The sequence below is a fragment of the Pyxidicoccus sp. MSG2 genome, assembly GCF_026626705.1.
Classification (GTDB): domain Bacteria; phylum Myxococcota; class Myxococcia; order Myxococcales; family Myxococcaceae; genus Myxococcus.
Genome location: NZ_JAPNKC010000001.1, coordinates 9,861,131 through 9,879,639, shown reverse-complemented (window position 1 = coordinate 9,879,639; position 18,509 = coordinate 9,861,131). Strand labels below are relative to the sequence as shown.

The 18,509-nt window shown below is 70.6% G+C and carries 1 protein-coding gene (cut by a window edge); it reads left to right on the top strand.

Annotation, left to right across the window (positions count from 1 at the left end):
- A protein-coding gene (locus tag OV427_RS38585; protein ID WP_267861229.1) for a non-ribosomal peptide synthase/polyketide synthase crosses the window boundary here: on the top strand, positions 1-18,509 show its final stretch. Its footprint begins 27,052 nt before the window's first position; 18,509 of the gene's 45,561 nt are visible here — the last part of the coding sequence; its start codon lies off the left edge, out of view; its stop codon occupies positions 18,507-18,509.

The window sequence follows — 18,509 nt, the reverse complement described above, 5'->3', positions numbered from 1 at the left end:
CCGCGCTGCGCCTCCAAGCCCTGGTGGAAGAAGTCGCCGCTCCCGTCGTGGTGACGGTGGCCCGTCATGCCGCGTCCTTCTCCTGCGCCTGCGTGCGGATGGACGAAGACGCGGAGCTCCTGGCGAGCCACCGCACGGATGCGCCGACAAGCAGCGTGTCCCTGGACAACACGGCCTACGTCCTCTTCACCTCCGGAAGCACGGGCCGTCCCAAGGGCGTGGCCGTCTCCCACGCGCAGCTCGCCCACTACGTCCACTCCGCCACCCAGCGCCTGGGCCTCGCTGACTGCGCAAGCTTCGCCCTCGTCTCCACCTTCGTCGCGGACCTCGGCAACACCGTCCTCTTCCCCTCCCTTTGCACCGGCGCCCTGCTTCACGTCCTCTCTCACGAGCGCGCCAGCAACCCCGCCGGCGTCGCCGAGTACTTCCAGCGCCACTCCGTCGACTGCGTCAAGCTCGTCCCCTCCCACCTCGCCGCCCTCCTCACCGCGGCCGAGCCCCGCCACGTCCTGCCTCGCAAGAAGCTGGTGCTTGGCGGTGAGTCCTCCTCCTGGGCCCTCTTGGAGCAGGTGCGCGCGCTCGCTCCCGACTGCGAAGTCTTCAACCACTACGGCCCCACCGAGACGACGGTGGGCGTGCTCGCTGGCCGCGTCGAGTGGCCCACCCCGGACTCCTCACCGGCCACCGTGCCACTGGGCCGGCCCCTGGCCCTCTCGCGCCTGTACGTCCTCGACGAGCACCTCCAGCCCTCGCCCCTTGGCGTGCCGGGAGAGCTGTTCATCGGCGGCGCCCAGGTGACTCGCGGCTACCTGCACCGCCCCGAGCTGACGGCGGAACGCTTCGTGCCGGACCTCTTCTCTCCGCTGCCCGGCGCCCGCATGTACCGCACCGGCGACAAGGTGCGCTGGCTGGCGGACGGACGCGTCGAGTTCATCGGTCGCGCCGACTTCCAGGTGAAAGTGCGTGGCTTCCGCGTGGAGCCAGGCGAAATCGCCACCGTCCTGCGCGAGCACCCCTCCGTTCGCGAGGCCCTCGTCGTCGCCCGCGAGGACGTCCCCGGCGACAAGCGCCTCGTCGCCTACGTCGTCTCTTCCGAGGCAGTGCCCACCGAGTCCCTGCGCGCCTTCCTCCAGGAGCGACTGCCGGCCTACATGCTTCCCTCGGCCTTCGTCTCCCTGGAGGCCATGCCTCTGACGCCCAACGGCAAGGTGGACCGCAAGGCCCTGCCCGTTCCCGACGCCACCTCCTCCGCTTCCGAGTACCTCGCCCCTCGCACTCCCACCGAGGAAATCCTCGCCTCCCTCTGGGCCGGGCTGCTGCGCCTGCCGCACGTCAGCGTCACGGACGACTTCTTCTCCCTCGGCGGCCACTCCCTGCTCGCCACTCAAGTCGTTTCCCGCGTCCGCTCCTCCCTCGGCGTCGAGCTTCCCCTGCGCGCTCTCTTCGAAGCGCCTACCGTCGCGGCCCTCGCTGCCCGCATCGACTCGTCTCGCGAAGCCGCCACCGGCCTCGCAGCCCCCACCATCCTCCCCGTGCCTCGCACAGGCCCGCTGCCGCTCTCCTTCGCACAGCAGCGCCTGTGGTTCATCGACCAACTCCAGCCCGGCGGCGCTGCCTACAGCATGCCCCGCTTCATGCGCATGGAGGGCCCCCTCGACGTGGCCTCCCTGCGCCGTGCCTTCGAGGAACTGGTGCTGCGCCATGAGGCGCTGCGCACCACCTTCACCCAGCACGAGGGCCAGCCCCTCCAGCTCATCGCTCCACACTCCGAGCTGCCGCTCAACGTCGTGGACCTCGGTGGCCTGGAACCCCAGGCCGCTCGGAAGGAGTTGGAGCGGCAGCTGCGCGAAGACACGCTGAAGCCCTTCCACCTCGCTACCGGCCCGCTGGTGCGTGCCGGCCTGTGGAAGCTGGGCCCGGCAGAGCACGTGCTCTCGCTCAACATGCACCACATCGTCTCCGACGGTTGGTCCATGGGCGTGCTGATCCGCGAAGTCGCCGCGCTCTACAACGCCTTCGCTCACGGCAAGCCTTCGCCACTCGCCCCGCTGGCACTCCAGTACGCCGACTACGCCGTCTGGCAGCGTCAATGGCTCCAGGGCGATGTGCTCGAAGCACAGCTCGCCTGGTGGCGCCAGCAGCGCTCCGGGAACTCGCCCCTGGAGCTGCCCACCGACAAGCCGCGCCCGGCCGTGCAGACCTTCCGCGGCGCCAGCGTGCCTGTCCGCCTCTCACCCCAGCTCTCCGAGGCGGTGAAGGCGCTGTGTCAGAAGGAAGGCCTGACGCCCTTCATGGTGCTGCTGGCCTCCTTCCAGGTGCTGCTGTCACGCTACTCCGGCCAGGATGACATCTCCGTCGGCACGCCCATCGCGGGGCGCCAGCGCGGTGAGCTCGAAGGGCTCATCGGCTTCTTCGTCAACACCCTGGTCATGCAGTCCAAGGTAGAGGGCCGCGCCTCGTTCCTCCAACTGCTGCGGCAGGTGAAGGAGACGGCGCTGGGCGCGTACACCCACCAGAACGTGCCCTTCGAACGGCTGGTGGAGGAGCTTCAGACCACGCGGGACATGAGCCGCAGCCCGCTCTTCCAGGTCCTCTTCGCCCTGCACAACACCCCCAACACTCCCTTGCAGAGGCAGGAACTGACGCTGCGCCCGATGGAGGTGCACAACCCCTCCATCAAGTTCGAGCTGGAACTGAGCCTCTCGGAGTCGCCCGACGGCTTCCGCGGAGCGCTGGGCTACAACACGGACCTGTTCGAAGCAGGCACCGCCACGCGCATGGTGGAGCACTTCCTCACGCTGGTGCAGGCCCTCGTGGCCCGGCCCGAGCAGGTGCTCGAAGCCGTCCCCCTGCTCACGCCCGAGGAGCGCCACCGGCTGCTGGTGGAGTTCAACGACACGCGCACCATCCTCCAGCGCTCCGTCATCCCCCACCTCGTCTCCGCGCAGGTGGCCCGCACTCCCGACGCCACCGCCCTCGTCGTCGGAACCGAGCGCTTCACCTACTCGCAGCTCGATGCGCGCGCCAACCGCCTCGCCCATTACCTCCAGTCGCTCGGCGTCGGCCCCGAGGTGCGCGTCGCTGTCTGCATGGAGCGCACCGCCGACCTCGTCGTCTCCCTCCTCGCCGTCCTCAAGTCCGGCGGCGCCTACGTCCCCCTCGACCCGGCCTACCCTCGCGGCCGTCTCGACTACACCCTCTCCGACTCCGGCGCCCAGCTCCTGCTGTCCCACCAGAGCCTGCTCGCCTCGCTCCAGCTCGACACCCAGGGCCTGCGCACCGTCTGCCTGGATGCGCTGCCGGAGAGCTTCTCCCAGTGGCCCGCGTCCGCCCCCACCTGCCATGCCGTGCCAGAGAATCTCTCCCACGTCATCTACACCTCCGGCAGCACCGGCAGGCCCAAGGGCGTGGCCATCACCCACGCCAGCTCCACCGCCTTCCTGGACTGGTCCCTGCGCACCTTCTCCCGTGAGCAGCTCGCGGGCACCCTGGCCGCCACCTCCATCTGCTTCGACCTCTCCGTCTTCGAGCTCTTCGCGCCCCTCTCCTGCGGCGGCACCGTGCTGCTCGCCGCCAACGCGCTGGAGCTCGCCTCGCTGCCCGCCGCCTCCGAGGTGACGCTCGTCAACACCGTCCCCTCCGCCGTCGCCGAGCTGCTGCGGATGGGCGCCATTCCCCCCTCCGTCACCACCGTCAACCTCGCCGGCGAAGCCCTCCCCGGCACCCTCGTGCGCGGCCTCTACGCCACCGGCACCGTCCAGCACGTCTTCAACCTCTACGGCCCCACTGAGGACACCACCTACTCCACCTTCACCCGCGTCCCCGAGGGCCCGGGTGAGCCCACCATCGGCGTCCCCCTCCCCGAGACCTCCGGCTACATCCTCACCCCCAGCCTCCAGCTCCAGCCCATCGGCGTCCCCGGAGAGCTGTACCTGGCTGGCGCCGGCCTCGCCCGTGGCTACCTCGGCAGGCCCGACCTCTCCGCCGAGCGCTTCGTCGCCGACCCCTTCAGCACGACGCCCGGGGCGCGCATGTACCGCACTGGAGACCTGGTGCGCTGGCGCGCCGACGGCCAGCTCGACTACCTGGGCCGCATCGACCACCAGGTAAAGGTGCGCGGCTTCCGCATCGAGCTGGGCGAAATCGAGTCCGGCCTGCGCCAGCACCCCACCGTGCGGGGCGCCGTCGTCATGGCGCGCCAGGACTCGCCCGGTGGCGACAAGCGCTTGGTGGCGTACGTCGTCCCCGCCGAGGGCCGAACGATTGAGGTCGAAGAGCTGCGCCGCCACCTGCGCCAGCACGTGCCCGAGTTCATGGTGCCCTCGGCCTTCGTGCCGCTGGACGCCTTCCCCCTCAATCCCAACGGCAAGGTCGACCGCAAGGCGCTGCCCGCTCCGGACGGAGCGCTGTCGACCCAGGAGTACGTGGCACCCCGCACGCCCACCGAGGCGCACCTGGCCACGCTCTGGGTGGAGCTGCTGCACGTCGAACGCGTCGGCGTCCATGACAGCTTCTTCGAGCTGGGCGGCCACTCGCTGCTGGCCACGCAGCTCATCTCCCGCGTGCGCACCACGCTGGAGGTAGAGCTACCGCTGCGCGCCCTCTTCGAAGCGCCCACCCTCCAGGGGCTCGCCGCGCGCATCGACGCCGCGCGTGAATCCGGCCTCGCGAGCCGGGCGCCCGCCATCGTCCCCGTGTCCCGCGCGGAGGCCGTGCCGCTGTCCTTTGCCCAGCAGCGGTTGTGGTTCCTCGACCAGCTCGAGCCCGGCAGCCCCGCCTTCAACATCCCTTCCGCCCTGCGCCTGTCCGGTGCACTGGACACCGAAGCCCTCCGTCGCGCCCTCGAAGCGCTGGTGCATCGGCACGAAGCCCTGCGCACCACCTTCCGCGACGAGCCCGCGGGCTCCGTCCAGGTCATCTCCCCGCCCGCGCCCCTGCGGATGGACGCCATCGACCTGCGCTCGCTGCCTCCCGAGCAGCGCCAGACCGAGGCCCAGCGGCTGTCCGAGGAAGAGGCCCTCCGCCCCTTCAGCCTGACCACGGGGCCGCTGCTGCGCGCGTCCCTGCTGGTGCTCGATGAGCAGGAGCACGTGCTGCTGCTCAACGTCCACCACATCGTCTCCGATGGCTGGTCCCTGGGCGTCCTGACGCGCGAGGTGGTGCAGCTCTACGCCGCCTTCGCCTCCGGCCGTCCTTCGCCCCTGGCACCGCTGCCGCTCCAGTACGCGGACTTCGCCGCCTGGCAGCGGCAGTGGCTCCAGGGCGACGAGCTGGAGACGCAGCTCGACTGGTGGCGGCGGCAACTGGACGGGGCGCCGCAGGAGCTGGAGCTGCCCACGGACAGGCCCCGCACGCAGCGCTCCATGCCTGGCGCGGCCCATGTCCCCATCGTGCTCCCGCGAGAACTCTCCGCGGCCGTGGACGCCGTCTGCCTCCGCGAGGGCCTCACGCCCTTCATGTTCCTGCTTGCCGCGTTCCAGTTGCTGCTGTCGCGCTACACCGGCCAGGACGACATCAGCGTCGGCACGCCGGTGGCCGGGAGAGACCGCGCCGAGCTGGAGGGCCTGGTCGGCTTCTTCCTCAACACCCTCGTCCTGCGCACGCGCCTGGACGGAGACCCCACCGTGCGCGAGCTGCGAGCCCGCGTCCGGGACATGGCCCTGGGCGCCTTCGCCCACCAGCTCATCCCCTTCGAGCAGCTCCAGCCGATGCGCGGCCTGCGCCAGGCGCCGCTGTTCCAGGTGATGTTCATGCTGCAGAACCTGCCCTCGACGGAGCTGTCGGTGCCGGGGCTGACGTTCTGCTCCCTGAGCACGCAGAGCCGCGTCGCCAAGTTCGACCTGACGCTGGCCCTGTCGCGCAACGAGGCCGGCTTCCACGGCGGGCTGGAGTACGCCGCCGACCTGTTCGACGCGTCCACCGCGGAGCGCATGGCCCGGCACCTGCGCGTGCTGGTGGAGGCCCTCGTCTCGGCGCCCGAGCGCCGGCTGTCGAGCATTCCCCTGCTGGCGGAAGACGAGCGCCGCCAGTTGCTGATGGACTGGAACGTCACCCGCGCTGACTTCCCCGAGGCGTGCGTCCACTCGCTCTTCGAGGCCCAGGCCCGCCGTGTCCCGCACGCGCTGGCCGCGTCCTTCGAGGGACAGCACCTCACCTACGCGCAGCTCGAGTCGAAGGCCAACCAGCTCGCGCACGCGCTGCGCCGCCGTGGCGTGGGGCCGGAGGTGCGCGTCGCGCTCAGTGTGGAGCGCTCGCTGGACGTCGTCGTCGGCCTGCTCGGCATCCTCAAGGCGGGCGGCGCCTGGGTGCCGTTGGATCCGCTCCTGCCCCGTGAGCGCCTGGCCTTCATGCTGGAGGACAGCGGCGCGGCCGTGCTGGTGACGCAGTCCGTGCTGCTGGAGCGCTACCCGGAGGGACACCGTGCCCGCGCGCTCTGCCTCGACTTCGAGAAGGACGCGCTGTCACGCGAGAGCACCGAAGCGCCCGTGACGGGTGTGGCCGCGCATCACCTGGCCTACCTGCTCTACACCTCCGGCAGCACCGGCCTGCCCAAGGGAACCGCCGTGGAGCACCGGAGCGTCGCCAACCTGGTGACGCACGAGGCGGTGGCCTACGGCATCGGCCCGGGCAGCCGCGTGTTGCAGTTCGCCAACCTGAGCTTCGACCTGTCCGTGGAGGAGATCTTCACCACGCTGTGCTCCGGGGCCACGCTGGTGCTCGCGCCACTGGAGAAGCTCATGCCAGGAGCGCCCCTGCACGCGCTGCTGCACGAGCAGGCGCTCACCGTCATCAGCCTCACTCCGGCCGCCCTCGCGGCCACTCCGGCGGACGGGCTGCCCGAGCTGCGCACCGTCATCTCTGGTGGCGAAGCCCTGCCCGCCGACGTGGTGGCGCGCTGGGCTCCGGGCCGCAAGCTCCTCAATACGTACGGCCCCACGGAGGCCACCGTCATCGCCACGCTCACCGAGTGCGTCGCGGACGGGCGCGTGCCTTCCATCGGCCGGCCGCTGGCCAACGTGCGCGTGTACGTACTGGACCCGCGCGGCGAGCCGGTGCCCGTGGGAGTGAAGGGCGAGCTGTACCTCGGAGGCGTGGGTGTGGCGCGGGGCTACCCCGGCCGCCCGGCCCTCACCGCCGAGCGCTTCGTGCCGGACGCGTTCTCCGGCGACGAGGATGCGCGCCTGTACCGCACCGGCGACATGGTGCGCTGGCGCGCGGATGGCACGCTCGACTTCGTGGGCCGCGTGGACGCGCAGGTGAAGGTGCGCGGCTTCCGAATCGAGCTGGGCGAAGTGGAAGCAGCGCTGGCCCGACTGCCCGCGGTGAGCGAAGCCGTGGTGGTGGCACGTGAGGACGGCCCCGGCGGAAAGCGGCTGGTGGGCTACGTGGTGGCGCGCGAAGGCGCGGAGACGGACGGAGCCACCCTCCGAGCCGCCCTCAAGGAAGCCCTGCCCGAGTACATGGTGCCCGCAGCCGTGGTGGTGCTGGCCACCCTGCCCCTCACTCCCAACGGCAAGGTGGACCGCAAGGCCCTGCCCGCTCCGGACTTCGCGAGCGACGCGGGGACCTACGTCGCGCCTCGCACTCCCACCGAAGAGCGCGTCGCGGAGATCTGGCGCCAGCTCCTCAACGTCGAGCGCGTGGGCGCCACCGATAACTTCTTCGACCTGGGCGGCCACTCGCTGCTGGCCACGCAGGCCATCAGTCGTATCCGCGCCGCCTTCGGCGTGGAGCTGCCTCTGCGAGGCCTGTTCGAGTCCCCCACCGTGGAAGGTGTGGCGCGCCTGATTGACGCCGCGCTCGAAGGCAGGGGCGCACCGGCCATCCGCAAGCAGCGGGACACCCTCGCGTTGTCGCTGCCGGTCATCCCCCTGGAAGACGTGGCCGCGCGAGAGGAGGCCCGGCCCCGTCCCGTGGAGCCGCATGGCGATTCCGCCCAGGCCCGGTCACTCACCGCCGAGGAGCGCCAACAGGTATTGGTGGACTGGAACGCCACCGCATCCGACTACCCGCGCGACTCCACCGTGCCCGAGGTCTTCTCCCGCGTGGTGGCCCGCTTCCCCAACAAGGTCGCCATCGAGTTCGGTGACGCCGCGCTCACCTACCGGCAGTTGGATGAGCGCGCCAATCAGCTCGCCTGGCACCTGCGCGGCCTCGGCGTCTCCACCGACTCGCGCGTGGCCGTCGCACTGGAACGATCCCTGGAGCTCATCGTCTCCCTGGTGGCCATCCTCAAGGCCGGGGGCGCCTACGTCCCGCTGGACCCGAGCTACCCCCGCGAGCGCCTCGCCGCCATGCTGGAGGACTCGCGCCCGCTTGCGCTCGTCACCTCCGGCGCGCTGCTGCCCAGGCTTCCCGCCGAGAGCGTCCCCACCGTGGTGCTGGAAGCCCTCTCCCTGGAGGGACTGCCCACGCACGCGCCGCCTCATTCAGCCCTGCCCACCAGCCTCGCCTATATCGACTTCACCTCCGGCTCCACCGGCAGGCCCAAGGGCGTGGCCATTCCCCAGGCCGCCGTCCTGCGCACCCTCTTCGGCATCGACTACGCCCACCTCGGGCCCGAAGAGACGTTCCTCCACATCGCCCCCATCTCCTTCGACCCCTCCACCTTCGAAGTCTGGGGCCCGCTGCTTCATGGCGCGCGGCTGGTCATCTTCCCACCCCATGCCCCCTCCGACGTCCAGGAGCTGGGTGAGGTGATTACCGGGCGCGGCGTTACCACCCTCCTCATCACCGCGGGCCTCTTCTCCCAGCTGGTGGAGCACAACCTGCCCTCCATGCGGGGGCTCAAGCAGGTGCTCTCCGGTGGTGACGTGGTGAGCGCACCGCACGTGCGCCGCGTCCTCGAAGAGCTGCGCATCCCCTTCACCGACTGCTACGGCCCCACCGAAGTCACCTTCGTCACCTCCTGCCACCGAATCACAGACGCCTCCACGCTGGGCGCCTCCGTCCCCATTGGCAAACCTCTGGCCAACACCCAGGTGTACGTGCTGGACGCCTCTGGCCAGCCCGTCCCCCCGGGCGTCATCGGCGAGCTGTTCGCTGGCGGCGACGGCCTGGCCCGTGGCTACGTGGAGCAGCCCGCACTCACCGCAGAGCGCTTCGTCCCCAACCCCTTCTCCACCGTGCCGGGCGCCCGTCTCTACCGCACGGGCGACCTCGCTCGCTGGCGCACGGACGGCATCCTCGAGTTCGCTGGTCGCGCCGACGCGCAGGTGAAGGTACGCGGCTACCGCATCGAGCTGGCCGAGGTCCAAGCCGCCCTGCTCGCGTACCCCGGGGTGCGCGAAGCCATCGTCGTGGCCCGCGAGGACCGTCCCGGCGACAAGCGCCTCGTCGGCTACATCGTCGCTCCGGACTCGCTGGACCTGGCGGCCCTGCGCACGGACCTCAAGCAGCGACTGCCCGAGTACATGGTGCCCTCCGCCCTGGGACGGCTGGACGCCCTGCCCCTCACCGAAACCGGCAAGGTGGACAGGAAGGCCCTCCCGGCCCCCTCGACCTTCCAGTCCCAGAGCACCTCCCGCCCGCCGCGCACCGAATGCGAGCGCGAGATGGCGACGCTCTGGGCCCGCGTCCTCCACCTGGACACCGTGGGTGCGGAGGACGACTTCTTCGAGCTGGGCGGCAACTCGCTGAGCGCCACGCAGGTCATCTCCCGCGTCCGCAAGCACTTCGGCGTGGAGCTGTCCTTCGCGGACTTCTTCTCGCTGCCCACCATCGAAGCCCTGGCCCGGCGCATCGACGAGCTGTCGGCGGACCGGCCCGCGTCGCTCCAGCCCCTGCTCCGGCCCCGGACTGGAAGCGGCCACTCGCCCCTGTCCTTCGCACAGCAGCGCTTGTGGTTCTTCTCGAAGCTGGAGCCCGACGGCGCCACGTACAACCTGCCCTCCGCCGTGCGCCTGGAGGGCCCGCTCGACGTGCCCGCGCTCGCGAGGACACTGCGGGACGTGCTCCAGCGCCATGAGTCCCTGCGCACCACGCTGCAGGAGCATGACCACCAGCCCGTCCAGGTCGTCGCGGACCGGCCCGTGCTCCCCGCGGGATGGATGGACCTGGAAGCCCTCCCCGAGGCCGAACGCGACGCCTCGCTCCAGCGCATCCTCGAGCACGAGTCCCAGCAGTCGTTCAACCTGGAGACGGGCCCGCTGTGGCGCGTCCTCCTGGTGCGCCGCTCGGAGCATCAGCACGTGCTGATGCTCACCCTCCACCACGTCATCGCGGACGGCTGGTCCCTGGGCGTCCTCGTCCACGAGCTGAGCGCGCTGTACACGGCGCACGTCGAGGGCCGCCCCGCGAGTCTCGAGCCGCTGCCGGTGCAGTACCCGGACTTCGCCCTCTGGCAGCGCGCGTGGCTCCGCGACGAGGTGCTGGACGCCGAGCTCGGCTGGTGGCGCCAGCAACTCCAGGGAGCGCCCAAATCCCTGGAGCTGCCCACCGACAGGCCCCGCCCGGCCAAGCAGAGCTTCCGCGGCGCCGCGCACATCTTCCATTTCCCGCGCGAGCTGTCGGAGGCCCTCGAAGCGCTCTGCCGCCAGGAGGGCACCACGCCCTCCATGGTGGTGCTCGCCGCGTTCCAGGCGCTGCTCTCGCGCTACTCCGGCCAGGACGACGTCAGTGTCGGCACGCCCATCGCCGGCCGCACGCACGCGGAGCTGGAGGGCCTCATCGGCTTCTTCGTCAACACGCTGGTGCTGCGCACGAAGCTGGACGGAGACCCCAGCTTCCGCGAGCTGCTCGCCCGAGCGCGAGGCGTGATGCTCGGGGCCTACGCGCACCAGGACGTCCCCTTCGAGAAGCTGGTGGAGACGCTGCGGCCCGAGCGCGCCCCCGGCCGCCCCCCGCTCTTCCAGGTGATGCTCGCGTACCAGAACGCGCCCATGCCCGAGCTGATGGGCCCGGGTCTGAAGATGGGCGGCGTGAAGGTCGAGAGCCGCTCGGCGAAGTTCGACCTCATCCTGGCCATCTCCGACCGGGGGCATGGCCTGCGGGGACAGCTCGAGTACAGCACGGACCTGTTCGACGCCTCGACGGCGGCGAAGATGGTGAACCACCTGCGCGTGCTGCTGGAAGCGGCGCTCGCGGCCCCGGACCGGCCGCTCTCCGCACTGCCCGTGCTGACGCCAGATGAGCGGCACATGCTGTTCCACGCGTGGCGCGAGCCGTCCGCCGCGTCGGTGGGAGACGCCAGCCTGTACCGGCTCTTCCAGGCCCAGGCCCGGCTCACGCCGGACGTGGTGGCCGCGGAGCTGGACGGCCAGACGCTCACCTGGGGTGAGCTGTATCAGCGAGCCCGCCAGGTGCATCGCTCGCTGCTCGTGCGTGGGCTGGTGGAGCTGCCCGAGCCACCTCCGCTGGTGCCGGTGCCGCGCACGGACGCGCTGCCGCTGTCGTTCGCACAGCAGCGACTGTGGTTCCTCGACCAGCTCGAGCCCGGCAGCCCCACCTACAACATCCCCATCGCCGTGCGGCTGGAGGGAGCGCTGGATGTCGAAGCCCTCCAGCGCGGCCTCACCGAGCTGGTGCGCCGCCATGAGGCCCTGCGCACCACCTTCCACGACCAGCAGGGCGAGCCCATCCAGCGCATCACGTCCCACGCCGAGCTGCCGTTGGACAGGGTGGACCTGAGCGGTCTGGGCGAAGCCGCGCCCCAGGAAGCCCGGCACCTGCTGGCCCGGGAAAGCCTCCGTGGCTTCAACATGGCCACCGGCCCGCTGCTGCGCGTGGTGCTGCTGAAGCTCGCCCCGGCCGAGCACGTGCTGATGCTCAACATGCACCACGTCATCTCGGACGGCTGGTCCCTGAACGTGCTGGTGCGCGAAGTGGCCATCCTCTACGCCGCGTTCAGCCAGGGCCAGCCCTCGCCGCTGCCCGAGCTGCCGCTGCAATACGCCGACTACGCCGTGTGGCAGCGCCAGTGGCTCCGGGATGAGGTGCTCGAAGCGCAGCTCGCGTGGTGGAGCCGTCACCTCGCGGGCGCCGCGCCGCTGCAACTGCCCATCGACAAGCCGCGCCCGCCAGTGCAGACGTTCCACGGCGCCTTCGTCCCCGTCCACCTGCCGCAGGCCCTGGCCCAGGCACTCAAGGTCCTGTGCCAGCGCGAAGCCGTCACACCCTTCATGCTGCTGCTGGCTTCCTGGCAGGCCCTGTTGGCCCGCTACTGCAACCAGCAGGACATCTCCATCGGCTCACCCATCGCCGGCCGCCAGCGCGGGGAGACGGAGGGCCTCATCGGCTTCTTCGTCAACACCCTGGTGCTGCGCTCCCACGTGGATGGCGCTGCCTCCTTCCGCCAGTTGCTCCAACAGGTGAAGGAGACGGCCCTGGGCGCCTATGCCCATCAGGACGTGCCCTTCGAGCGGCTTGTGGAAGCGCTGCGGCCCGAGCGAGACCTGAGCCGCAGCCCGCTCTTCCAGGTCCTCTTCGCACTGCAGAACACCGCGGGCGCCGGCCCCGCCCAGCAGCAACCGTCCAGCCTGGCGATGCGCCCGATGGAGGTGGAGTTCCGCGCCACCAAGTTCGAATTGGAGCTGGGCCTGACGGAGACGGCCCAGCAAGGCTTCACGGGCATGCTCGGCTACAACACCGACCTGTTCGAGCCCTCCACGGCCCGCCGCATCGTGGAGCACTTCCGCGTGCTCACCGAGGCGCTCGTGGCACGGCCCGAGGCCCCGCTGTCCTCCGTGTCCATGCTGTCCGTGGAGGAGCGCCAGCAGGTGCTCGTGGACTGGAATGCCACGGCTGTCGAGTACCCGCGCGCCTCCACCCTGCCCGAGGTCTTCGCGCAGGTGGTGGCTCGCTTCCCGGACAAGGTCGCTGTCGAGTTCGGTGAAGAGAAGCTCACCTACCGGCAGTTGGATGAGCGTGCGAACCAGCTCGCATGGCATCTGCGTGGCCTGGGCGTGTCCACGGATTCGCGCGTGGCGATTGCCCTGGAGCGCTCGCTGGAGCTGATTGTCGTGCTGGTGGGCGTCCTCAAGGCCGGTGGTGCGTACGTGCCGCTGGATACGGCGTACCCGCGCGAACGCCTCGCCGCCATGGTGGAGGATGCGCGTCCTCGCGTCCTCGTCACCTCGCGCGCGCTGCTGGAGAAGCTCCCCACGGACAGCCTGTCCACCGTGGTGCTGGACGACACGGAACTCTCCGGGCTGCCCACGCATGCACTGCCCCAGGCCGCGCTGCCTGACAGCCTCGCGTACATCGACTTCACCTCCGGCTCCACCGGCAGGCCCAAGGGCGTGGGCACCACGCAGTCCTCCGTGCTGCGCACCGTCTTCGGTGTTGACTACGCCCACCTGGGCCCGGATGAGACGTTCCTCCTCATCGCCCCCGTGTCCTTCGATGCCTCCACTCTGGAGCTGTGGGGCCCGCTGCTCCATGGCGCGCGGTTGGTCGTCTTCCCGCCCCACTCGCCTTCCGACTTGAAGGAGCTGGAGTCGGTGCTGACGAAGCACGGCGTCACCACCCTTCACATCACCGCCGGCCTCTTCACCCAGGTGGTGGACCACAACCTCTCCGGCCTGCGCACCGTGAAGCAGTTGCTCACCGGTGGCGACGTGGTGAGTGCACCGCACGTGCGCCGCGTCCTCGAAGAGCTGCGCATCCCCGTGACGGCCTGCTACGGCCCCACCGAAGGCACCCTCTTCACCTCCACCCACCGCATGACGGACGTGGCCCACGTTGGCACCGCCGTCCCCATTGGCAGGCCCCTGGCCAACACCCAGGTGTACCTGCTGGACGCCTCCGGCCAGCCGGTGCCTCCGGGGGTGACGGGAGAGCTGTTCATCGGAGGAGACGGCCTGGCCCGCGGCTACGTGGAACAGCCCGCCCTCACCGCCGAGCGCTTCGTCCCCAATCCCTTCTCCTCAGTCCCCGGCGCACGCCTCTACCGCACGGGCGACCTGGCCCGCTGGCGCACGGATGGCGTCCTCGAGTTCCTCGGGCGCGCGGATGCCCAGGTGAAGGTGCGCGGCTACCGCATCGAGCTGGCCGAGGTCGAAGCCGCCCTGCTCGCATTCTCGGAGGTCCGCGAGGCCGTCGTCCTCGTCCGCGAGGACGGCCCCGGCAACAAGCGCCTCATCGGCTACGTCGTGGCTCCCGAGTCCCTGAGCACGTCCGCCCTGCGGGCTCAACTCCAGCAGCGGCTGCCCGAGTACATGGTGCCCTCCGTCCTGGTGCGCCTGGACGCCATGCCCCTCACGGCCAACGCCAAGGTGGACCGCAAGGCCCTGCCCGCTCCCGATTCGGTGCATGCAAGCCGGGACTCCGTCTACGTGGCGCCGCGCACACCCACCGAGGAGCTGCTGGCCGCCCTCTTCGCCCAGGTGCTGCACCTGGAGCGCGTGGGCATCCACGACAACTTCTTCGAGCTGGGCGGCCACTCGCTGCTGGCCACTCAGCTCATCTCCCGGGTGCGCGCGGCCTTCAACGTGGAGCTGCCGCTGCGGGCGCTCTTCGAAGCCCCCACCGTCGCCACCCTCGCCGCACGCATCGAGGCGGCGCGGCAGGAAGGCTCCTCCGTGGCTCCGTCGCTGGTGCCGGTGCCACGCACGGACGCACTGCCGCTGTCGTTCGCGCAACAGCGGCTGTGGTTCCTCGACCAGCTCGCGCCCGGCAGCCCCACCTACAACATGCCCTTCGCCGTGAGGCTGGAAGGAGCGCCGCACATCGAAGCCATGCAGCGCAGCCTCACCGAGCTGGTGCGCCGCCACGAGGCCCTGCGCACCACCTTCCACGCGCAGCAGGGCCAACCCATCCAGGTCATCGCGCCCGCCACCGAGCTGCCGCTGCACGTGGTGGACCTGAGCAGCCTGGGTGAAGCCGCGCCCCAGGAGGCTCGACGCCTGCTAGCCCGGGAGGGCACGCACGCCTTCGACCTGGCCGCGGGCCCGCTGCTGCGAGCGGTGCTGCTCAAGCTTGCCCCGGCTGAACACGTGCTGGTGCTCAACATGCACCACATCATCTCGGACGGCTGGTCCATGGGGGTGCTGGTGCGCGAGGTGACTGCCCTCTACGCCGCCTTCAGCCAGGGTCAGCCCTCTCCGTTGCCCGAGCTGCCCCTGCAATACGCCGACTACGCAGTGTGGCAACGCCAGTGGCTGCAAGGCGCCGTGCTCGAGGAACAACTGGGCTGGTGGCGGCAGAAGCTCGGGGGCAGCGCTCCGCTGCAGCTGCCCATCGACAAGCCGCGCCCGCCGGTGCAGACGTTCCGAGGCGCCTCCGTCCCCGTCCACCTGCCGCAGACCGTAGCCCAGGCACTCAAGGCCCTGTGCCAGCGCGAAGCCGTCACGCCCTTCATGCTGCTGCTGGCCTCGTGGCAGGCCCTGCTGGCCCGCTACTGCAACCAGCAGGACGTCTCCATCGGCACGCCCATCGCCGGCCGCCAGCGCGGGGAGACGGAGGACCTCATCGGCTTCTTCGTCAACACCCTGGTACTGCGCTCCCATGTGGACGGTGCTGAGTCCTTCCGCCAGTTGCTCCAGCAGGTGAAGGAGACCGCCCTGGGCGCCTACTCCCACCAGGACGTGCCCTTCGAGAGACTGGTGGAAGAGCTGCGCCCCGAGCGCGACATGAGCCGCAGCCCGCTCTTCCAGGTCCTCTTCGCCCTGCAGAGCGCTTCGGTGGCCGGCCCCACCCGGCAGCCCTCCGGCATGGCGATGCGCCCGATGGAGGTGGAGTTCCGCGCCATCAAGTTCGAGCTGGAGCTGAGCCTGACGGAGACGGCCCAGGGCTTCTCGGGCATGTTGGACTACAACACCGACCTCTTCGAGCCCGCCACGGCCCGCCGCATCGCGGAGCACTTCCGCGTGCTCACCGAGGCGCTCGTAGCACGGCACGAGGCGCCCATGGCCTCCGTGTCCATGCTGTCCGTGGAGGAGCGTCAGCAGGTGCTGGTGGAGTGGAACACCACCGCCGCCGAGTACCCGCGCGGCGCCACCCTGCCCGAGGTCTTCGCGCAGGTGGTGGCCCGCTTCCCCGACAAGGTCGCCGTCGAGTTCGGTGACTCGAAGCTCACCTACCGCCAGCTCGACGCGCGCGCCAACCAGCTCGCGTGGCATCTGCGAGGCCTGGGTGTGTCCACCGACTCGCGCGTGGCCCTGGCCGTGGACCGCTCACTGGAGCTCATCGTCTCGCTGTTGGCCATCCTCAAGGCTGGCGGCGCCTACGTGCCGCTGGACGCGTCGTATCCCCGCGAGCGCCTCGCGGCCATGCTGGAGGACTCGGGCCCGAGCGTGCTCGTCACCACGCGCGCGCTACTGTCGAAGCTGCCCACGAAGGGGCTCGTCACGCTGGTGCTGGAGGACGTGCCCGTGGAAGCGCCGCCCGCGCATGCGCCGCCTTCCACGGCCCTGCCGGACAGCCTCGCGTATATCGACTTCACCTCTGGCTCCACCGGCAGGCCCAAGGGCGTCGGGACGCCGCACGCCGCCGTGCTGCGCACCGTCTTCGGTGTCGACTACGCCCACTTCGGGCCTGAGGAAACCTTCCTCCTGCTGGCCCCCATCTCCTTCGACGCCTCCACCCTGGAGCTGTGGGGCGCGCTGCTGCACGGCTCTCGCCTCGTCCTCATGCCTCCCGGGGCGCCGTCTCTCGAAGAGCTGGGCCAGCTCATCCAGCGCTCGGGCGTCACCACGCTCTGGCTCACCTCCGGCCTCTTCACCCAGATGGTGGATGGCAACCTGGAGGGCCTGCGCACCCTGAAGCAGGTGCTCACCGGCGGTGACGTCGTGAGCGCGGCGCACGTGCGCCGCGTGTTGCAAGCGCTGCATGTTCCCGTCACCAATGGCTACGGCCCCACCGAGAGCACCGTCTTCGCCACCAGCTTCCGCATGACGGACGCGGCCCAGCCAGGCGCCACCGTTCCCATCGGCCGGCCGCTGGGCAACACGCGCGTCTACGTGCTGGACGCTTCGGGACAGCCGGTGCCCGTGGGTGTCCCGGGAGAGCTGTTCATCGGCGGCGACGGCCTCGCCCGAGGCTACGTGGGGCAGCCCGCCCTCACCGCCGAGCGCTTCGTGCCCGACGCCTTCTCCGGTGTGCCCGGTGCCCGCCTCTACCGCACCGGAGACGTGGTGCGCTGGCGCGCCAACGGCGTCCTCGACTTCGTCGGCCGCGCGGATGCCCAGGTGAAGGTGCGCGGCTACCGCATCGAATTGGGCGAAGTCGAAGCCGCCCTGCTCACCTTCCCCGAGGTGCGCGAGGCCGTCGTCGTGGTCCGCGAGGATGTCCCCAATGACAAGCGTCTCGTCGGCTACGTCGTGGCCGCCGAGTCGTTGGACCTGGCGGCCCTGCGCGCGAACCTCATGCAGCGACTGCCCGAGTACATGGTGCCCTCCGCGCTGGTGCGCCTGGAGGCCATGCCCTTGACGGCCAACGCCAAGGTGGACCGAAAGGCCCTGCCAGCACCGGATGTCTCCATGGCCCGCGCGGAGTACGTCGCTCCCCGCACCGTGCTGGAAGAGCAGATCGCGCAGGCCTTCGCCGAGGTGCTGAACGTCGAGCGTGTCAGCGTGAAGGACGACTTCTTCGCCCTCGGAGGCCACTCCCTGCTCGCGGTGCGCCTCATGGCCCTGATTCGTGAGCGCACCGGCCTGGCGATGCCCCTGTCAGCGCTCTTCCAGGGCTCCACCGTCGAGCAGCTCGCCGCCCTCGCGCTGACGTACCAGGACGCGAGCGCTCGCAAGCCCAACCTGGCGCGGCTCGACACGGGCACGTCCAAGCGCCGGCCACTGTTCCTCGTCCACGGCGGCGGAGGGGCGCTGCTCAGCTATGCCGGCCTCGTCCACCACCTCGGTGAAGAGCGGCCCATCTACGGCCTCTTCGCCCCCGGCCTCGAAGGCGGAGAGCTGCCTCCCGCGTCCATGGAGGACCTGGCCCGCCTCTACGTGGCCCAGGTGCGCGAAGAGCAACCCCACGGCCCCTACCTGCTCGCGGGCTGGTCCCTGGGAGGGTTGGTGGCGTTCGAGATGGCACGGCAGTTCCAGTCCATGGGTGAGCAGGTGGAGCTGCTGGCCTTGATTGACAGCCTCGCGCCCGACGGCCAGCCGCACGAGGTGCCGCCGCCGCTGAAGCGGCTGGTCTCCTTCGCGCAGATGGTGGGGCTCCCGTTGCAGGAGCTTCCGCCCGTGGAGCTGGAGCAACTGAACGGGCTGGAAGGCGCGGAGCTGATGCAGCGGGTGGTGGAAGGACTGCGGAACCTGCCCGGCACCGGAGGCCTGGAGCCGGAACAGGCCGGCCGCCTCTTCGCCGTCCACGAGCGGCTCACCGCGGCGCACTACGGCTACGTTCCCGGAGGTACCTTCACGGGTACCGCCGAGCTCCTCCGCGCGTCGGTGCGTCCCGAGAATCTCGTGGCCGAGGATGCAGGCTGGTCGAGCTGGGTCTCGGGTGGCGTCAGGACGAGCGAAGTGCCGGGCGACCACCTCAGCCTGATGGAGCCGCCGAACGTCGCCACCCTGGCGGAGACACTCAACAAGCTCCTGCGTGCACTGGAGCCTGGGGACAGCTGA